Source organism: Streptomyces sp. BBFR2, assembly GCF_044497305.1.
Taxonomy (GTDB): Bacteria; Actinomycetota; Actinomycetes; order Streptomycetales; family Streptomycetaceae; genus Streptomyces.
Genome location: NZ_CP172415.1, coordinates 2,216,465 through 2,235,972 on the forward strand (window position 1 = coordinate 2,216,465; position 19,508 = coordinate 2,235,972).

Annotated in this window: 14 protein-coding genes; 2 read left to right on the forward strand and 12 right to left on the reverse strand. The window is 71.0% G+C overall.

Annotation, left to right across the window (positions count from 1 at the left end):
- Window positions 1-8: 8 nt before the first annotated feature.
- From ACGH2B_RS08225 to ACGH2B_RS08235, 3 genes are read right to left on the reverse strand one after another with little or no spacing between them, the layout of a single operon-like run.
- Window positions 9-983 (reverse strand): ABC transporter permease, encoded by a 975-nt coding sequence (locus tag ACGH2B_RS08225; protein ID WP_399086351.1) that lies wholly within the window; start codon window positions 981-983, stop codon window positions 9-11.
- On the reverse strand, window positions 976-1,899 hold the full coding sequence (locus tag ACGH2B_RS08230) for an ABC transporter permease (RefSeq protein WP_399086354.1): 924 nt from the start codon (window positions 1,897-1,899) through the stop codon (window positions 976-978). The genes ACGH2B_RS08225 and ACGH2B_RS08230 overlap by 8 nt, the downstream gene beginning before the upstream one ends.
- 19 nt (window positions 1,900-1,918) lie before the next feature.
- The gene (locus ACGH2B_RS08235; RefSeq protein WP_399086357.1) at window positions 1,919-3,547 is read right to left on the reverse strand and encodes an ABC transporter substrate-binding protein; all 1,629 of its coding nucleotides are present in this window, start codon (window positions 3,545-3,547) and stop codon (window positions 1,919-1,921) included.
- Between the two features lie 392 nt (window positions 3,548-3,939).
- On the opposite strand from ACGH2B_RS08235, the gene ACGH2B_RS08240 reads away from it, so the two are divergent.
- Window positions 3,940-4,632: a class I SAM-dependent methyltransferase gene (locus tag ACGH2B_RS08240; RefSeq protein ID WP_399086359.1), complete on the forward strand. Its 693-nt coding sequence runs from the start codon at window positions 3,940-3,942 to the stop codon at window positions 4,630-4,632.
- Window positions 4,633-4,874: 242 nt separating this feature from the next.
- On the opposite strand, the gene ACGH2B_RS08245 is transcribed toward ACGH2B_RS08240, so the two are convergent.
- From ACGH2B_RS08245 to ACGH2B_RS08275, 7 genes are all read right to left on the reverse strand, one after another.
- Window positions 4,875-5,936, reverse strand: a complete 1,062-nt coding sequence (locus tag ACGH2B_RS08245) for an ABC transporter ATP-binding protein (protein WP_399086362.1) — start codon at window positions 5,934-5,936, stop codon at window positions 4,875-4,877.
- Entirely contained in the window at window positions 5,929-6,963 is a 1,035-nt protein-coding gene (locus ACGH2B_RS08250; RefSeq protein ID WP_399086365.1) for an ABC transporter ATP-binding protein, read from the reverse strand. Before ACGH2B_RS08250 ends, ACGH2B_RS08245 begins: the two co-directional genes overlap by 8 nt.
- Before the next feature lie 11 nt (window positions 6,964-6,974).
- Entirely contained in the window at window positions 6,975-7,892 is a 918-nt protein-coding gene (locus ACGH2B_RS08255; RefSeq protein WP_399086368.1) for an ABC transporter permease, read from the reverse strand.
- Window positions 7,885-8,808, reverse strand: a complete 924-nt coding sequence (locus ACGH2B_RS08260; protein ID WP_399086372.1) for an ABC transporter permease — start codon at window positions 8,806-8,808, stop codon at window positions 7,885-7,887. The genes ACGH2B_RS08255 and ACGH2B_RS08260 overlap by 8 nt, the downstream gene beginning before the upstream one ends.
- A gap of 180 nt (window positions 8,809-8,988) precedes the next feature.
- The gene (locus ACGH2B_RS08265) at window positions 8,989-10,614 is read right to left on the reverse strand and encodes an ABC transporter substrate-binding protein (RefSeq protein WP_399086375.1); all 1,626 of its coding nucleotides are present in this window, start codon (window positions 10,612-10,614) and stop codon (window positions 8,989-8,991) included.
- 464 nt (window positions 10,615-11,078) lie between these two features.
- A complete protein-coding gene (gene typA / locus ACGH2B_RS08270; RefSeq protein WP_399086378.1) occupies window positions 11,079-12,983 on the reverse strand; it encodes a translational GTPase TypA in 1,905 nt (634 codons plus the stop codon).
- Window positions 12,984-13,226: 243 nt separating this feature from the next.
- Window positions 13,227-15,221 carry an ABC transporter family substrate-binding protein gene (locus ACGH2B_RS08275; RefSeq protein WP_399086381.1) on the reverse strand — a complete coding sequence of 665 codons (1,995 nt, stop codon included), beginning with the start codon at window positions 15,219-15,221 and terminating at the stop codon, window positions 13,227-13,229.
- A 440-nt stretch (window positions 15,222-15,661) separates the two neighbouring features.
- On the opposite strand from ACGH2B_RS08275, the gene ACGH2B_RS08280 reads away from it, so the two are divergent.
- Window positions 15,662-15,955, forward strand: a complete 294-nt coding sequence (locus tag ACGH2B_RS08280; protein WP_399086384.1) for a hypothetical protein — start codon at window positions 15,662-15,664, stop codon at window positions 15,953-15,955.
- Between the two features lie 193 nt (window positions 15,956-16,148).
- Here the strand turns inward: ACGH2B_RS08280 and ACGH2B_RS08285 are convergent, their stop codons facing one another.
- Window positions 16,149-18,803: a SpoIIE family protein phosphatase gene (locus ACGH2B_RS08285; protein WP_399086387.1), complete on the reverse strand. Its 2,655-nt coding sequence runs from the start codon at window positions 18,801-18,803 to the stop codon at window positions 16,149-16,151.
- 170 nt (window positions 18,804-18,973) lie between these two features.
- Window positions 18,974-19,432, reverse strand: coding sequence for an ATP-binding protein (locus tag ACGH2B_RS08290; RefSeq protein WP_399096811.1), 459 nt, complete (start codon window positions 19,430-19,432; stop codon window positions 18,974-18,976).
- Between the last annotated feature and the right edge of the window lie 76 nt (window positions 19,433-19,508).

A 19,508-nucleotide genomic window follows, 5' to 3' on the forward strand; every position in this document is an offset into this window, starting at 1 on the left:
CCCGCTCCTCAGCGCAGTTTGGGGTCGAGGGCGTCGCGGACCGCGTCGCCGAGCATGATGAACGCCAGCACCGTGATGCTCAGCGCCCCGGCCGGCCACAGCAGCATGTGCGGCGCGTTGCGGATGGAGGTGGAGGCGGCGGAGATGTCGATGCCCCAGGAGACGGTGGGCGGTTTCAGCCCGGCGCCGAGGAACGACAGCGTCGCCTCCAGCGAGATGTACGTACCGAGCGCGATGGTGGCGACGACGATCACCGGCGCGACGGCGTTGGGCGCGATGTGCCGCAGCAGGGTGCGGCCGTTGCCGGCGCCGAGGGCGCGGGCCGCCTGGACGTAGTCGTTCTGTTTGGCGGTGACGACGGAGCCGCGGGCGATACGGGCGATCTGCGGCCAGCCGAGCAGCACGATGAAGCCGACGACCGGCCAGACGGTGGAGCTGGTGACGACGGAGAGGAAGACCAGTCCGCCGAGGATGACGGGGATGCCGAAGAAGATGTCGGCGAGCCGGGAGAGCAGCGTGTCCCACCAGCCGCCGAAGAATCCGGCGAGCCCGCCGAGGAGGCTGCCGAAGAGGGCGGCGCCGGCGGTGGCGCAGACGCCGACGGTGATGGAGGCGCGGGCCCCGTAGACGACGCGGGTGTAGACGTCGCGGCCCTGGGTGTCGTAGCCGAAGGGGTGGCCGGGCTCCGGTCCCGCCTGGGCCTTGGCGAGGTCGGCGCGGTAGGGGTTGCCGTCCGCGATCAACTGCGGCCAGATGGCGATGACCACCAGGAACAGGATGATCAGCGCGGAGAGCAGGAAGACCGGGTTACGGCGCAGGTCGCGGGCGGCATCGCTCCACAGGCTGCGGGGTTTGCCGGTGGGGGTGCCGCCGGGCCCGGCGCCGGGGGGCCGTTCCAGGGATTCGGCCTCGCCGATGGCGAGCGCGGCGGGCCCGCCGTCGCCGTGGGTGATCGCCTCTTTGGGCGCGTAGGGGTCAGGCATAGCGGATCCTCGGGTCCAGGACCGCGTAGAGCAGGTCGACGAGGAGGTTGGCGACGAGGAAGACCAGCACGAGGATGGTCACGAAGCCGACGACGGTGGGCGAGTTCTGGCGCAGGATGCCCTGGTAGAGCTGGAATCCGACGCCGTGGATGTTGAAGATCCGTTCGGTGACGATGGCGCCGCCCATGAGCGCGCCGATGTCGGTGCCGATGAAGGTGACCACCGGGATCAGTGAGTTGCGCAGCAGGTGGCGGGTGATGACGCGGTGGCGCGGCAGCCCTTTGGCGATGGCGGTGCGGACGTAGTCGGCGCGGGCGTTCTCGGCGATGGAGGTGCGGGTGAGCCGGGTGACGTACGCGAGGGAGACCAGCGCCAGGACGAGTCCGGGGAGCAGGAGTTCGTCCAGCGGGGCGTCGGTGGAGACGGCGGGTTTGACCCAGTTCCATTTCACGCCGAGCAGGAATTGCAGGACGTAGCCGCTGACGAAGGTGGGGATGGAGACCACGACGAGGGTGAAGATCAGCACGGTGGTGTCGACGGCGCGTCCGCGCCGCAGTCCGCTGAAGACGCCGAGGACGATTCCGGCGACCATTTCGATGACGATGGCGACGAGGGTGAGCCGCAGCGTCACGGGAAAGGCGGCGGCCATGAGTTCGGTGACCGGCTGGCCGTTGAACGCGGTGCCGAAATTCCCCTGGAAGATCTGCGCCATGTAGTGCAGATACTGTTTCCACAGCGGCTGGTCGAGATAGAGGTCGGCGCGGATCTGGGCGGCGGTGGCCGGATCGGGTGCCCGGTCGCCGAAGAGCGCGGCCACCGGGTCACCCAGCGCGTACACCATGAGGAAGATCAGGAGCGTGCTGCCGATGAACACCGGGATCATCTGGAGCAGCCGCCGGATCACATAGCGTCCCATGAGGGCTCCGGGTTCTGGGTCAGTGGACCGTGATCTCGTTGTAGACGGGGACGCTGAAGGGGTTCAGCGCCACATTGGCGATCCGGTCGGAGTAGCCGCCGTTGCCGTTCTGGTACCAGAGCGGAATGGCCGGCATGTCCTGGGCGAGGATCCGTTCGGCGTCCTGGAATTTCGTGACGGCCGCCTTCTGGTCGGTGGCGGCGTTCGCCTCGTTGATGAGGGTGTCGAACTTCGGATTGCTGTATTTGCCGTCGTTGGACGAGGCTTTGGAGTAGTACATCGGCTGGAGGAAGTTCTGGATGAGCGGATAGTCCATCTGCCAGCCGGCGCGGAAGGGGCCGGTCATCTTGTCGGAGGTGATGCGGTTGCGGAAGTCGGCGAAGGTGCCGACGGGTGCGCCGACGCACGCCTTGTCGTCGTCGAGGGCGTTGTTGATGCTGTTGCAGATCGCGTCGATCCAGTCCTTGTGGGAGCCGGTGTCGGCGTTGTAGCCGATCGTCATACGGCCGCCGGGGAGCCCGCCGCCCTCCTTGACGAGCGCTTTCGCCTTGGCGGCGTTGAATTCGCAGGCCTCGCCGCAGAGCCCCGGGCGGTAGCCGCCCTCGGCGCCGAGGACGGGCGAGGTCCAGTCGGTGGCGGGGGTGCGGGTGTTCTGGAAGATCTCCTTGGTGATCGAGGCACGGTCGATGGCCATGGAGATACCGCGGCGGAGTTTGTCGCCGCCTTTCTTGTTCCAGTTCTTGTCGTACATCGGGATGGTGAGCGTCTGGATGACGCCCGCCGGCTGGTTGATGTAGCGGTCGCCGAGGTCGGCGTGGACGTTCTTGAGCTGGGTGGCGGGAATGTCATCGACGAGATCGAGATTTCCGGCCTGGAGGTCGGTGTAGGCGGTGTTGTTGTCGGTGTAGACCCGCAGGTCGATACCGCCGTTACGGGCCTTGTCGGCCCCTGGGTACTTCGCCCATTTCCGGAGTTTCATCGCGGAGCCCTTGGTGTAGGAGTCCACGGCGTACGGACCGTTCCCGATCGGTTTCTTCACCCAGGCGTCGTGGTGGGTGAAGAAGGTCTGCGGCAGCGGCATGAAGGCGTTGTAGCCGAGGGTGTCGGGCCAGCTTGAGAATTTCTGGTTCAGCGTCACGGTGAATTTCGTGGGGCTGACGACCTTGAGGCCGGAGAGGGTTTTCGCGGTCGCTTTGCCGTTCTCCGGGTGGACGGCGTCGTATCCCTCGATGTACTGGAAGAATGGCGCGTTCTTCTGCCGGTTGTCGATCAGCGCGCCGTAGTTCCAGGCGTCCGTGAACGATTTCGCGGTGACCTTCTCGCCGTTGCTGAAGGTCCAGCCGGGCTTGAGGGTGACGGTGTAGTGCCGGGAGTCGGTGGTGTCGATCGACCGGGCGAGGACGTTCTCCGCGGCGCCGGTCCTCGGGTTGTACCGCTTCAGCCCCCGGAAGATCATCTCCAGGACCTTGCCGCCCTGGACCTCGTTGGTGTTGGCCGGTTCGAGGGGGTTCTGCGGGTCTCCCCAGGATGAGCTGACGATTCCGGCGGCGCCCGATCCGCGGGTGTCGACCCCGCCGCCGCAGGCGGTCGCCGTCAGGGCGACGGACACGGCACAGACGGCCCACCTCGCGCGCTTCGCTCCCCGCATACGGCGCCTCCTCAGCTCTCCGGCCACACGTAAACCACATAAGAGCCCAAAGCGGGATGTGCTGCACTCCGGCGGCCGTGTGCGTTGCTCCGTGGGGCGCGGAATCCGCCCATGTGCGCGGCGGCCGGGCGGCGGGCCGGTCGGATGTACGGACACCGGGCGGCCCGGCCCGGCCGCCCGCGCCCCGCCCCGGTCCGCCGCACCGGTCCCTCGTCCGGCCGCTGGTCGTACGGGCCGGGCGGGCGCACCGGCCGCCCCGCGCCGGTCCCTCCGGGCGCCGCCCCGCCCCCTCCGCGCGCGTCCGCGCACGCCCCCGCGCACCCCGAAGTGCGCCCCGTCCTGTCCGGAAAGCTCCCTTTCGCGGCTCGGTGGCGCCGTGCTGGCATGTGGCCATGGAACAGCGGGTGCGTAAGGGATACGAGGGCAGCGGACCGGGGCCGATCACCCCGGACGGCTGCGCGGTCGAGCTGTACGAACGGCTTCCGGTGGGTGACGAGCCGGACATCATCGAGGGCGCGGTGCGCCCGGCGTCCAGCATCCTCGAACTGGGCTGCGGCGCCGGACGGATGACACATCCACTGGTCCACCGCGGTTTCGCGGTCACCGCCGTGGACGAGTCCCCGCAGATGCTGGAACGTATCAGCGGCGCCGGGACGGTCCGCAGCGCCATCGAGGAGCTGACTCTCGACGCCCGTTTCGACGTGGTCCTGCTCGCCTCGTTCCTCGTCCACGCCGCGGGTCCGGGCGTGCGCGAGGGGATGCTGGCGACCTGCCGCCGCCATGTGAAGGACGACGGCTGTGTGCTCATCCAGCGCGAGGCGCCCGACCGGCACGACCGCGTCCCGGACGAGCGCCGCGTCGCCGGCGGGCTGATCCGGGTGGTCTCCTCCGAGCCGGTGCGGCCGGGCGTGCGCTCGGTCCACGTCGAGTACGACTTCGCGGACGGCCACTGGACACAAACGTTCCTCTCCTGCCCGCTGACCGACGAGGAGTTCGACGCGGCCCTGGCCCGCGCCCACCTCGCGGTCGACCGCTACCTCACCGCCGACCGCACCTGGGTCCGGGTCGTCCCGCGCGACAACTGAAGCGGGGGCCTGTCCGGGCGGACGCGCCGCACGGCGGACGGACCGGACGCGCCGCACGGCGGACGGACCGGACGCGCCGCACGGCGGACGGACCGGGCGCGCCGCACCGCGCGGCCCGGCGCCCCACCCGGCTCCGGAGGCGCGCCCCCGCCCGTACGGCGGCGCCGCCCTCCCCCGGACACGCCTCGGGCCGGGCCCCGCACCCCCGCGCGGAACCCGGCCCGAGGCCGTACCTGACGGCGCTACGCCGCGCCCACCACGTCCCGGACCTCCGCGAAGTGGCAGGCCGACGGGTGGGCCGCCGGGGACGCCTGGTCCCGGAAGCGCGCCGGGACGGCCAGCTCCGGTGTCTCGGTCGCGCACCGCTCCTCGGCCTTCCAGCAGCGGGTGCGGAAGCGGCAGCCGGACGGCGGGTCGGCCGGGGACGGCACATCGCCGGTGAGGATGATCCGGTCGCGGCCCGTGCGTGCCTCGGGGTCGGGCACCGGCACCGCCGACAGCAGCGCCTGGGTGTACGGGTGCGTGGGGTGGTCGTAGATCTCGGCGTCGGTGCCGATCTCCGCCATCCGCCCCAGGTACATCACGCCGACCCGGTCGGAGATGTGCCGGACGATCGACAGGTCGTGGGCGATGAAGAGGTAGCTGAGGTCGTACTCCTTCTGGAGCCGGTCCATCAGGTTGATGACCTGCGCCTGGACGGAGACGTCGAGCGCGGAGACCGGCTCGTCGCAGATGATGATCTCCGGGTTGAGCGCGAGACCGCGGGCGATGCCGATGCGCTGGCGCTGGCCGCCGGAGAACTGGTGCGGATAGCGGTTGAGGTACTCCGGGTTCAGCCCGACGACGTCCAGCAGCTCCTGGACCTTGCGCCGCCGGTCACCCTTGGGCGCGACCTCCGGGTGGATGTCGAAGGGCTCGCCGATGATGTCGCCGACCGTCATCCGCGGGTTGAGCGAGGTGTACGGGTCCTGGAACACCATCTGGATGTTGCGGCGCACCGCCTTCAGCGCGCGCCCCGACAGCTTGGTGATGTCCTCGCCCCGGTAGAAGACCTCACCGGCGGTGGCCCGCTCCAGGTTCATCAGCAGCTTGGCGACGGTGGACTTGCCGCAGCCCGACTCCCCCACGATGCCGAGGGTTTCGCCCCGGTAGAGGTCGAACGAGACGCCGTCGACCGCCTTGACCGCGCCGACCTGCTTCTTCACCAGCACGCCCCGGGTCAGCGGGAAGTGCTTGACGAGGCCGCGGACCTGGAGGATCGGCTCGCGGCCGTCCGCGGCAACCGCCTTGACCGGCTCAGCCATTGACCGTCTCCTTCCAGAAGTGGCAGGCGCTGCGGCGGCCTTCGCCGAGGGTGTGCAGCGCCGGGGTGTCCGTCCGGCACACTTCCTGCGCCTTGGGGCAGCGCGGGTGGAAGGCGCAGCCCTGCGGGATGTGCAGCAGGTTGGGCGGCAGCCCCTTGATCGCGTACAGCTCCTGGCCCTTGTGGTCCAGGCGCGGGATGGAGTCCAGCAGACCGCGGGTGTAGGGGTGCGCCGGGTTCTTGTACAGCTCGTGGACGGGCGCGGTCTCGACGATCCGGCCCGCGTACATCACCGCGATCTTGTCGGCGACGTCGGCGACGACGCCGAGGTCGTGGGTGATGAGGATGAGGCCCATGTGGTACTCGGCCTGCAACTCCGCGAGCAGGTCCATGACCTGGGCCTGGACGGTGACGTCGAGGGCGGTGGTCGGCTCGTCCGCGATGATCAGGTCCGGTTCCAGGGCCAGCGCCATCGCGATCATGATGCGCTGGCGCATCCCGCCGGAGAACTGGTGCGGGAAGTCCCCCGCCCGGCTCTTCGCCGCCGGGATCTTGACCCGGTCCATCAGCTCGACCGCCTTGGCCAGCGCCGCCTTCTTGGACAGTCCCTGGTGGACCCGGAACATCTCGCCGAGCTGGTAGCCGACGGTCAGCACCGGGTTCAGCGAGGAGAGCGCGTCCTGGAAGATCATCGCGATCTTGGCGCCGCGCAGCCGGCGGCGGGCGTCGGCGGACATGGTGAGCATGTCCTCGCCCCGGAAGCGGATCTCACCGCGCGGGATCTTCGCCGGCGGCATGTCGAGGATGCCCATGATCGCCTGGGCGGTGACGGACTTGCCGGACCCGGACTCGCCGAGCACGGCCAGCGTCTCGCCCGCCGACACGCTGTAGTTGACGCCGTTGACGGCCTTGACGACACCGTCGCGGGTGTGGAATTCGACGTGCAGATCGCGGACCTGGAGCAGCGGGGTGTCCGCCTGCTCCCCGGCGCGCGGCGCGGGGACGGCCTGCTTCTTCTCGGTGGTCATGTACGCCTCCCTCAGCGCAGCTTGGGGTCGAGGGCGTCGCGGACCGCGTCGCCGAGCATGATGAACGCCAGCACCGTGATGCTCAGCGCCCCCGCCGGCCACAGCAGCATGTGCGGCGCGTTACGGATCTGGGTGGCGGCGGACGAGATGTCGATGCCCCAGGAGACCGTCGGCGGCTTGAGGCCGACGCCGAGGAACGACAGCGTCGCCTCCAGCGAGATGTACGTACCGAGCGCGATGGTCGCCACGACGATGACGGGCGCGAGCGCGTTGGGCGCGATGTGCCGCAGCAGCATCCGCGGGGTGCTCGCGCCGAGCGCGCGGGCCGCCTGCACGTAGTCCTGCTGCTTGGCGGAGATGACCGCGGAGCGCGCGATACGGGCGATCTGCGGCCAGCCCAGGACCGCCATCAGCAGCACGACGGTGAAGATCGAACCGCCCTTGACGACGGAGAGGAAGACGATGCCGCCGAGCAGCACCGGGATGCCGAAGAAGATGTCGCCGATCCGCGACAGCACCGCGTCCCACCAGCCGCCGAAGAACCCGGCGAGCCCGCCGAAGACACAGCCGAGGACGGCGGCGAGCAGTGTGGTGCAGATACCGACGACGACGGAGGCGCGGGCCCCGTACACCGTGCGGGCGTACACGTCGCAGCCCTGCGTGGTGAAGCCGAAGGGATGGCCGGCCGCCGGGCCCTGCTGGGAACGGCCCAGGTCACAGGCGTACGGGCTGGTGCCGGTCAGCAGGCTCGGCCAGATCGAGATGACGACCAGGAAGAGGATGAGGACGGCGGAGATGTAGAAGACGGGGTTGCGGCGCAGGTCCCGCCAGGCGTCGCCCCACAGGCTGCGCGGCGCGGCCGCCGCCTCGGGAGCCGCCGCGGGGGTCGCCGCCTCGGTCGCGGGGGCCTGTTCGGTGATCTCAGGCATAACGGATCCTCGGGTCCAGGACCGCGTAGAGCAGGTCGACGATCAGGTTGGCGGCGAGGAAGACGACCACGAGGATGGTCACGAAGCCGACGACGGTGGGCGCGTTCTGCCGCAGGATGCCCTGGTAGAGCTGGTAGCCGACGCCCTGGATGTTGAAGATCCGCTCGGTGACGATCGCGCCGCCCATCAGGGCGCCGATGTCGGTGCCGAGGAAGGTGATCACCGGGATCAGCGAGTTCCGCAGCAGATGCACACCGACGACGCGCCGCCGGGGCAGGCCCTTGGCGGTGGCGGTGCGGATGTAGTCGGAGCGGATGTTCTCGGCGATCGACGTACGGGTCAGCCGGGCGACGTACGCGAGGGAGACACCGGCCAGCACGATGCCGGGCAGCAGCAGTTCGCCGAAGGCCACGTCGTTGGAGACCGCCGGTGCGGCCCAGGCGAGCTTGACGCCGATGAAGTACTGGAGCAGGTAGCCGGTGACGAACGTCGGGATGGAGATCACCAGCAGGGTGAAGACCAGCACGCCGGTGTCGACGAGACGGCCGCGGCGCATCCCGGCGACGATGCCGAGTCCGACGCCGACGACGACCTCGATGGCGAAGGCCACCAGCGTCAGCTTGATGGTGTTGGGGAAGGCCGAGCCCATCAGGTCGGCGACGGGCGTGCCGTTGAAGGCGGTGCCGAAGTCGCCGCGGAAGATGCCGGCCATGTACTGGAGGTACTGGCTCCAGAGCGGGTCGTTCAGGTGCAGGGATTCCCGGATCTGGGCGGCGGTGGCCGGATCGGGCGTCCGGTCTCCGAACATCGCGGCGACGGGGTCGCCGAGTGCGTAGACCATGACGAAGATCAAGAATGTGGTGCCGATGAAGACGGGCACCATCTGGAGCAGGCGTCGGATGACGTAGCGCCCCATGTGTCCTCCAGTAAAGCGCCGACGCGGGGGCGGCCGGGGCCGCGCCCGGGACCTGGGGTCGCGGGCGTGGCCGGCTGCTCCTGCCGCCGTGAGCGGGTGTGTTCGCGCGCGGGGCCGTGCCGCGAGGGGCCGGGCGGGCAGGTGGTGCCCGCCGGCCGCCTCAGCGGTGGCCGCGTCGGGTCAGTTGGTGACCTTGATCTTGGTGAAGACCGGGAAGCTGAAGGAGTTCAACTGCACACCGGTGACGTGCTCGGACCAGCCGGCGGTGCCGTTCTGGTACCACAGCGGGATGCTGACGACCTTGTCGAGGACGATCTTCTCGGCCTGCTTGTAGAGGTCGGTGGCCTTCTTGACGTCCGGTTCGGCGCCCGCCCGCTTGAGCAGCGCGTCGAACTTCGGGTCGCTGAACTTGGCGTCGTTGGAGGCGCCGCCGGTCGCGTACAGCGGGGTCAGGAAGTTCTCGATCTGCGGGTAGTCCATCTGCCAGCCGGAGCGGAACGGCTGGGTCATCTCCTGCTTGGTGATCTGGTTACGGAAGTCACCGAAGGTGCCGACGGGGTTGCCGACGCACGCCTTGTCGTCGCCCAGCACGGAGTTGATGCTGTTGCAGACCGCGTCCACCCACTGCTTGTGGGAGTCCTTGTCGGCGTTGTAACTGATCGTCATCTTCCCGCCGGGGATGCCGCCACCCTCCTTGATCAGCTTCTTCGCCTCGGTGGGGTCGTACGCGCAGGTGTCGCCGCAGACGTCCTTGCTGTAGCCGTTGGCGTCACCGAGGACGGGCGAGGTGAGGTCGGTGGCGGGGGTGCGGGTGCCGTTGTAGACCTTCTCGGTGATCGCCTTGCGGTCGATCGCCATGGACAGGCCCTTGCGGACCTTCTCCATGCCCGGCTTGTTCCAGGTGTCCTGGTACAGCGGGAAGGTGATGACCTGGTTCAGCCCCGCGGGCTGCGAGAGGTAGTTGCCCTTCAGGTCCGACTTGGCGTTGCGGATCTGCTCGGCGGGCACGTCGTCGTCGACGTCGAGGTTGCCGGACTGCAGGTCCGCGTAGGCGGCGTTGGAGTCGGTGTAGACCTTGAGCAGCACGCCCTTGTTCTGCGGCTTGTCGTCCCCGGTGTAGTGCGGGTTGGGGACGAGCTTCATCTGCTTGCCCTTGTCGTACGTGTCCACGGCGTACGGACCGTTGCCGACCGGCTTGGCGAGGTAGCCGTCGTGGTCGCTGAAGAACGTCTTGGGCAGCGGCGCGAACGCCTTGTAGCCCAGGCGCAGCGGCCAGGTCGACATCTTCTCGTTGAGCGTGACGGTGAAGGTCCGGTCGTCGACGACCTTCAGACCGGAGAGGGTCTTCGCGGTCGGCTTGCCCTTGGCGGGCGCGACCTTGTCGTAGCCCTGGATGTCGGCGAAGAAGTACGAGTTCTTCTGGGCGTTGGTGGACAGCGCGCCGTAGTTCCAGGCGTCGACGAACGAACGGGCCGTCACGGCCTCGCCGTTGGAGAACTTCTCGCCCTTCTTCACCTTGATGGTGAAGGTCTGCTGGTCCTTGGTGTCGATGGACTGCGCGACGTCGTTCTTCGCCTCGCCGGTCTTCGGGTCGTAGCTCTTCAGATTGCTGAAGATCATGTCCAGGACCTTGCCGCCCAGCACCTCGTTGGTGTTGGCGGGCTCCAGCGGGTTCTGGGGGTCACCCCAGTTGGCCCGGACGACGCCGGGTTCGGCGCTCGCACTGCTGCCGCCGCCACAGGCCGTGGCCCCCAGGGCCACGACTATCGCTCCTGCGACCCAGGTGGCGCTCTTGGCACCGCGCATGGGACTGCCTCCTCATGAGTCCATCTTCTGCTATGGAAAGGAGCCGGCCGCGACTGACACCCCTGACAGTCCGCAACCAGCCCCCGATGCTCGTGAGTCGGCGCCTCTTACGGCGCGTGACCCATTGACCCGAGCTCAATACGGCCCAGTCTCAGTCACGTTCCGGCCATAAACCACGTGTAAAGCGTCTCGATTAGGTCACATCTCCCGCTTACCGCGTTCGAAATTCGGACAAAGCAAACGATCCGTACAGGGAAGAAAGGGACGAGGTGGGAAGCATCACTCAAGAATTGGTCCGTAATACGGACACCAAGCCAAATGGTCGGGACCAAGATGCCGTTGACAAGATCCAATCACCGCGATAAAAGCCCGCCGCGCTCCCGGCCGGGGCCGTCCCCGGACATGGCGAAGCGCCCCGCAGGACCGGAGTCCCGCGGGGCGCTTCGTCGATCAGCGGTGCGGCGTCAGCGCTTGGCGCGCGACGCGGTACGGCCGCGCTCCTTCTGGTCGAGGACGACCTTGCGGATACGGACCGCCTCCGGGGTCACCTCGACGCACTCGTCGTCGCGGCAGAACTCCAGCGACTGCTCCAGCGAGAGCTTCCGCGGCGGCACGATCGCCTCGAAGGAGTCCGCGGAGGAGGAGCGCATGTTGGTGAGCTTCTTCTCCTTGGTGATGTTGACGTCCATGTCGTCGGCGCGGGAGTTCTCGCCGACGATCATGCCCTCGTACACCTCGGTGCCGGGCTCGGTGAAGAGCACACCGCGCTCCTGGAGGTTGGTCATCGCGAACGCGGTGACCGCGCCGGAGCGGTCGGCGACCAGAGAGCCGTTGTTACGGGTCTTCAGCTCGCCGAACCACGGCTCGTGGCCCTCGTGGATGGAGTGGGCGATACCCGTACCGCGGGTGTTGGTCAGGAACTCCGTACGGAAGCCGATCAGACCGCGGGAGGGGACGACGAACTCCATGCGGACCCAGCCGGAGCCGTGGTTGGACATGTTGTCCATCCGGCCCTTACGGGTGCCCATGAGCTGCGTGACCGCGCCCATGTGCTCCTCGGGCACGTCGACCGTCATCCGCTCGACCGGCTCGTGGGTCTTGCCGTCGACCTGCTTGGTGACGACCTGCGGCTTGCCGATGGTCATCTCGAAGCCCTCACGGCGCATCTGCTCGACCAGGATGGCCAGCGCCAGCTCACCGCGGCCCTGCACCTCCCAGGCGTCGGGACGCTCGGTGTCCAGGACGCGCAGCGAGACGTTACCGATCAGCTCGCGGTCGAGGCGGTCCTTGACCTGGCGGGCGGTGACCTTGCGGTCCTTGACCGCCGCCTTGGCGTCCGCGCCCTTACCGGTGCCGCCCCGGCCGACCAGCGGCGAGGTGTTGGTGCCGATGGTCATCGAGATGGCGGGCTCGTCGACGGTGATCAGCGGCAGCGCGACCGGGTTCTCCGGGTCGGCCAGCGTCTCACCGATCATGATCTCCGGGATACCGGCGACCGCGCAGATGTCACCGGGACCGGCGACCTCGGCGGGCTTGCGGGTCAGCGCCTCGGTCATCATCAGCTCGGTGATGCGGACGTTGGAGATCGAACCGTCGCGCTTCATCCAGGCCACGGTCTGGCCCTTGCGCAGCTCGCCCTGCTCGACACGGAGCAGCGCGATACGGCCGAGGAAGTTGTCCGCGTCGAGGTTGGTGACGTGGGCCTGGAGCGGGGCGGTCTCGTCGTACTCCGGCGCCGGGACGTGCTCCAGCAGCGTGGAGAAGAACGGCTCCAGGTTGGTGGAGTCCGCCGGGACGGTGCCGTCCTCCGGCTTGGTCAGCGACGCGACGCCGTCACGGCCGCAGGCGTAGACGATCGGGAACTCGATCTGGTCCTCGTCGGCGTCCAGGTCGAGGAAGAGGTCGTACGTCTCGTTGACGACCTCGTCGATCCGGGAGTCCGGGCGGTCCGTCTTGTTGATGCAGAGGATGACGGGCAGCCGCTGGGCCAGCGCCTTGCGGAGCACGAAGCGGGTCTGCGGCAGCGGGCCCTCGGAGGCGTCGACCAGCAGCACGACCGCGTCGACCATCGACAGACCGCGCTCGACCTCGCCGCCGAAGTCGGCGTGGCCGGGGGTGTCGATGATGTTGATCGTGATCGGGTCGCCACCGTCCTTGGGGTGGTACTTGACCGCGGTGTTCTTCGCGAGAATGGTGATGCCCTTCTCGCGCTCCAGGTCGTTGGAGTCCATGACCCGGTCGTCGACGGAGTCGAGCTGGTGAGCGGCGAAGGCCCCCGCCTGCTTGAGCATGGCGTCGACGATGGTCGTCTTGCCGTGGTCGACGTGGGCGACGATGGCGACGTTGCGGATGTCGTGGCGCGTGGGCACTTGCGGCGCTTCTCCCGGAATCGTGGTGGGCGGCGCGTACGGTCCGGTACGCGCGCCTGCCGGGCATGAAGACGCCACGGCCTCACCCCATGGTACGTGGCTGCCGCGGTATCGACCTCCCCAGGCCGCCCGCACCCGGCCTGACCTGGGCGTTCTCACCGATTGTCCGGCCTTGGGACGCCCCGGTTCCACCCGCCCGCCGCCGCGCCGTCAACTCCGTACGGCGCGGCGGCGGGGCCGGGCTCACTTCGCGTAGCCGATGTCCTGGAAGCGCGGGGCGGCGAAGCCGAAGGAGCCGATGTTGACGAGTGACTTCTTCGTGGCGACCAGTTCGGGGCGCTGGTAGAGCGGGATCGAGCCGGCCGAGGCCCAGATCCGGGCGTCCGCCTTGTTCAGCGCCTCCCGCGCGGCCTTCGGGTCGAGGTCGGAGACCGCCTCGTCGAAGAGCTGGTCGACGCGGTCGCTGCCCACCCGGGTGTAGTTCTGCCCGACGTCGAGCGAACCGTCCGGCGCGGGCTGCGGCTTGGCGTAGACCGGCCGGGCGTCGGTCGACGGGTAGGCGGAGCCCGGCCAGGAGTAGAGCGCGAGGTCGTAGTCGCCGGCCGCGATGTGGTCCTGGAAGTAGCCGTCGTCGGCGACCTTCTGGACGTCGGTGGCGATGCCGATCCGGGCGAGCATGGTGGCGATCCGGTGGCCCACGGTGCGCAGCTCCGCGCCGGCCGGCCCGTCGGGCAGGACGAAACGCAAGGTCAGCGGCTTGCCGTCCTTCATCACCGCGGGTCCCTGCGCCGCGATCCGCTGCCCGTCGGCCTTCCCCGCGTCGCCGGGGGCGCCGCCGTGACCGGCCTGCGCGTCGCCCTTGGCGGGCTGCTGCGGGTGCTTCGCCGACCGGCCCGAGCGCCAGCCGGCGTCCGCCAGCAGCGTCTTCGCCGCGTCGGTGTCGGTGCCGCCGACGGCGTCGCTGTGGTCGGCGTACCCCTCCTGCCCGGCCAGCAGCAGATGGCTGCCGGGCGGTGCGGCGGGCAGCCGCAGCGGTTTGAGGACGGTGTCGGCGAGGGCCTGGCGGTCGATGGCGCGGGCCACCGCGCGCCGCACCCGGTCGTCGGCGAGCGGCCCGCTGCCGCCGTTCAGCGCGAGCTGGGTGGCGGCGGGCCGCAGCGCCCGGCGGACGGTGTAGCCGCGCAGCGTCCGGGTGGCGGCCGCGGCACGGGCCTCGGCGCGGGCCGCCTCGGAACCGCGGGCGGCGGCCTGGGCGCGCACGGCGTCGGCGGCGACCTCACCGGGGGCGCCCTCGGCCGGGGCGCCCGCGTTGCCCGCGTGGACGCTCTTGGGGACGCCCGCCGGGGCGGCGGCGCCCCCCGCTTCGTCGATCTTCTTCGCGACGGCCGCGTCGACCTCCGCGACATCGACGCTGCCGCCGCTCAGCGCCTCGGCCCGCTTCCCGCGCGGTACGGCGCGCAGCTCCAGCCGGTCGAGCTTGGCGGGCGCGCCCCACCAGTGGCGGTCGCGTTCCAGGGTGAGGGAGCCGCCGTCGGAGTCGCGGTCGCCGACGGCGAACGGTCCGGCGGTCACCGGGAGCCGGTCGCGGGCGCCGTCGTTGAAGGTGTCGGCGTCGGCCATGACCGACCGCGGGTAGAGCGGGGTGAACAGCGCCTTCCAGTCGGTGTAGGGCCGGGCGAAGGTGACCTTGACCTCGTGCGGCCCGGCGCCCTGTTCGACCTTGGCGATGCGGTCGTACCCGGCGTTGCGTGCGGTCCAGTACGCGTGGTCGGTGCCGCGCAGCGCCTTCCACTGGGCGAGGAAGTCGGCGGCGCCGATCGGGCGGCCGTCGCTCCAGCGGGCCTTGGGGTTGAGCTTGTAGACGACGACCTGCCGGGGCTCGCGGGTGGTGAGGTCCGCGGCGGTGAGGTAGTCGGCGTTGCGCTGCGGGGCGCCGCCGCGGTCGAGGGTGAACAACTGCGGCAGGACGGCGCCGGTGACCCGGTCGGTGGCCGCGTCGGCGTCGGTGTGGAAGGCGTTGAGGGTGCCGGGCAGCGCGTCGACGGCCCAGCGGACGGTGCCGCCGTTCGCGACCCGGCCGCGTGGCGCCGCCGCGATGTCCTGGGCGAGGCCCGCGCCGCCACCGCCGTCGTCACCGCAGCCGGCCAGGACCGGCAGCGGGAGCAGCAACCCCGCCGCGAGAAGGGCGGCGCGGCGTCCGCGGTGCGCGGCGCGGCCTGGGCTGACGTGGTCGGTCATGGCTGTTACCTCCGAGGGCTCGCACCGACGCCGCGCCGAGCCGCCGTGCCACGTCCGGCCCACTTAGCGGCTCATCACATCTATGACACCCCCACTGAAAGCGACCGGGGGCGGCCCGCCCGCCCGACACGGCGGCGCCCCTGGCCAAGGCCACCCGCCCGGCGGAAGAGCCGCCGGGAACGGCACGGGAGCGGCCACCGCCCGGCCGCCCCTGGCGTACCGGCAGCCCCGGACCTCCGCCGCGGCGCCGCACCGCCGGTACCCCGGGGCGGCGCGGCCCGTCCCGCCTTTCCCGTCCCACCGCGACGCGGGACACTCGGGACGTAGGAGGTCGTCCCCGCGCTCCGGAGCCAGGGGTGTCTCCCCGGTCCTCGCGAAGACACCCCCGCCCGGCGCCCGCCGGCCTTCCCGGACGACGTTTCCGGCAGAGAGGGCGGATCATGTCCCTTCACGACGAACTGACGACGGCCGAACGCACCCTGGACGAGCTGGAACGGGCCGTGGTCCGCCTGGAACACCGGCTCGGCGACGGGCTCGACATCCGCCGGGTCCGCACCGACACCGACCACCTGGGCGAAAGCCTGCGCCTGCTCCGCACCGCCGTCGCGCCCGCCCGCACCCCCGCGCCCGGCGGCCCCCGGGTCGTCCCCGTCCCCGACACCCCGTACGACAGCGCCCTGTGGTCCGACGCCGAGGACGAGGGCCTGGGCGCGAAGGACCGGCACGCACCCTGACGAAACGGAGGCCGGGACCGGGCGCAAGGCCGCAGGCGCGGAGGACGTACGAAGGAGGCGGCGCGACCGGGGCGGTGCGCGGCGCGGCCGGCCGCCGGAGGGGCCACGCCCGGAAGCCCGGCCCCGTACGCCCCGCCGCCCGGCACGACGAAGCCCGGCCCCGCGACGGGACCGGGCTACGGACGTGCCCCGCTCAGAACATGCTCAGCAGCGCCTCGGCCGGATCCGGCGCCGGGTGGTCGCCGTCGGGCAGGGCGAGTTCGAACCAGACGGTCTTGCCGCGGGGGGTGCGGCGGCTGCCCCAGCCGGAGCTGAGCAGGCCGACCAGTTGCAGACCCCGGCCGCCCTCGTCGGTGTCGCGGGCGCGGCGGCGGCGCGGCTGGGCGAGATCGGCGTCCCACACCTCGCACACCAGGGACCGGTCGCGCAGCAGGCGCAGCCGGATCTCGCCGTGGCCGTGCCGCAGCGCGTTGGTGACCAGCTCGCTGACGAGCAGCTCGGTGGTGTCCACCAGCTCCGTAAGGCCCCAGTCGGTGAGCTGGTCGCGGGCCAGCTCCCGGGCGCGCGCCACCGAACGGGCCTCCGGCGCGAGGTTCCAGTCCCCCACCGCGTCCTTGGGCAGTCCGTGCACCCGGGCCATCAGCAGCGCGATGTCGTCCTCGCCGTGCGAGGTGTCCAAGGTGGTCAGGACGTGATCGCAGGCGTCCTCCAGCGGCCGGTCGGCGTCGAGCGCGCCGCGGAACGCCTCCAGGCCCTCGTCCAGCGGGTGATCGCGGGACTCCACCAGACCGTCGGTGTAGAGGGCGAGCAGCGCGCCGTCCGCCAGCTCCACCTCGATCTCCTCGAACGGCTCGCCGCCGACGCCCAGCGGCATGCCCGGCGGGACGTCCAGCAGCGCCGCCTCCGCGCCCTCCTCGACCAGCACCGGCGGCAGATGCCCGGCGTTGGCGAACGTACAGCGGCGGGTGACCGGGTCGTAGACGGCGTAGACGCAGGTGGCGAGGTAGACCTCGGAGAGATCGGCGGCTCCGGCGGCGTGCGGCACGCCGGGCGCCGAGGAGCGGCCGGCCGCGGAGCGCTTGCCGCCGCGCCCCTCACCGCCGCCCAGCCCGCGGGCGACCTCGTCCAGCGCGGCCAGCACCTCGGCCGGCTCCAGGTCGAGAAGGGCCAGCGTGCGCACGGCGGTACGCAGCTCACCCATGGCGACGGCGGCGCGCAGCCCGCGGCCCATGACGTCGCCGACGACCAGCGCGGTGCGGTGACCGGGCAGCTCGATGACGTCGAACCAGTCGCCGCCGACCTCGGTGGCGGCGGCGCCCGGCAGATAGCGGCAGGCGATGTCGAGCCCGGCGGCCTCCGGGTCACCGGGCGGCAGCAGGCTGCGCTGGAGCATCAGCGCCCGCTCGTGCTCGCGGCGGTAGAGCCGGGCGTTGTCAATACAGACCGCGGCGCGCGCCGCCAGCTCCACGGCGAGCGCGGTGTCCCGCTCGCCGAACGGTTCGCTGCCCTTCGTCCGGGAGAACTGCACCAGACCGACGACGGTGTCCCGCGCGACCATCGGCACCGCGAGCGTGGAGTGCACCACGGCGCCCAGCTCGCGGCCCTCCTCCCCCTCCCGGCCGGGGACGATCTGCGCCTGCGCGGTACGCAGCGCCGCCGCGCACGGCGAGTGGAACGGATAGCGGTGCACGGCGCCGACCGCGACCGGTCCGCCCTCGGGCGCGGCGGGCATGGTGGCGAGCGGCGCGTCCGAGACGGCGCTGGAGAAGGCGACCCGGCGCAGCTCCGCGCTGCCGTCGCTCATCCCGGGCGGCGCCTCGTCGCCCGCCAGCAGCCCCTGGTAGAGGTCGACGGAGGCCAGGTCGCAGAACTGCGGGACGGCGACGTCGAGGAGGGTGCGGGCGGTGGTCTCCAGGTCGAGGGAGTTGCCTATGCGGGCGCCCGCCTCGTTGAGCAGCGCGAGGTTGCGGCGGGCGTTGGCGGCCTCGCGTTCGGCGCGGCGGCGCCCGGTGACGTCGGAGGCGAGCGCGGCGACGCCGATGGGGCGGCCGCTGGCGCCGTGCAGGCGGTAGAGCGAGACCGACCAGCGCCGCCGGTCCTCCTCCCCGGGCACCACGCCGACCAGTTGCATCTCGGACACCGGCTCACCGGTCTCCAGCACCCGGCGCAGCGCCACCGTCATCCGCTCGGCCTCGGTCCGCGGCAGGAAGTCGTACGGGGTGCCGCCGCGGTACTTGCTCGCCGGGCCGCCGAAGACGGTGGCGAACCGCTCGTTGACGCGGAGCAGCCGCAGCCGGGTGTCGAAGAGGGTGAAGCCCATCGGGGACTGGCCGAACACCGCCTGCGCGGCGGCGAGGTCGGTCTCGATACCGCGCAGCGCCCGGACGTCGACGACGAGGCATACCGCGGCGCGCTCACCGGTCTCCGTCTCGGACGGCATGACGTAGATCTCCGCGAGCCCGTCGGCCGCGCCGCCGTCCTCCCGGCGGTAGGGGACCAGGCCCGTCCACTCCCGGCCGTCGAGGATCCGGGAGACCGCGCGGTATCCGGTCTCGCGCAGCTCATGGGGGACGAACGCCTCGACCGGGTCCTTGCCGACGGCCTGGGCGGCGGAGATGCCGAGCATGGCGGTGGCGCGCTCGCTCCAGCTGTCGATACGGCCGTCGGGGCCGAGGGAGAAGGACGCGAGCCGGATGTAGTCGTAGATCGAACCGGGCCGGCTGGACTGCCACACCGGCGGGTCCTGCGGCGCGTGGGCAGGCGGGACGACGACCGCGTCGGCCGGGCCTTTCCCGCCGTGACCTGCGGTCTGCGCGGGAACCGTCCCGCCGGATGACAACTCGCTCACGAGCCCCGTCCCCTCCAGCTCATCGTGCCCGGACCGGACCTGCCGAGTAAATCAGCACCTCGGCACTTCGGAACACGGTCTTCACGATCACAGCACAGTCTCGATCGCGGCCTCGGCACGGTTTGTCGACGAATGGGCAACGACGCGCGTCAACCGGGGCCACCTGTCTCCTAACCAGCCACCGCCAGCTCGAACCACACGGTCTTGCCGCTCTTCCCGTGCCGCGTCCCCCAGCGCCGGGAGGCGCGGGCGACCAGTTGGAGTCCGCGTCCGCCCTCGTCGTCGGGGGCCGCGGCGCGCTCCAGCGGCGGATCGGGCAGCGGATCGGAGACCTCGACGAGGAGTCCGCCGCCGAGCCGTTCCAGCCGGACGCCGATCGGGCCGCTGGCGTACGTCAGGGAGTTGGTGACCAGTTCGCTGACGAGCAGCACGGCGGTGTCGATGAGGGGATCGAGATGCCAGTCGGCGAGGCTCGCGCGGACCGTGGCCCGCGCGGTGCGGACGGCGCCGGGCTCGGCGGGGAAACTCCACTCGGCGACGGCGGACGCCCCGGCGGCCGGGTCACGACGGCGGACGGCGTGTGCCGATTCGGGGGCTCCTGCCGCTCCGCTGTCGCTCACGCCGATCACTTCCCATGGTGCGGCGCCCACCGCACCCGCCTGTAAGTGGGTCAATCAGGACATACCCGATAATTGCCCGCCCGTA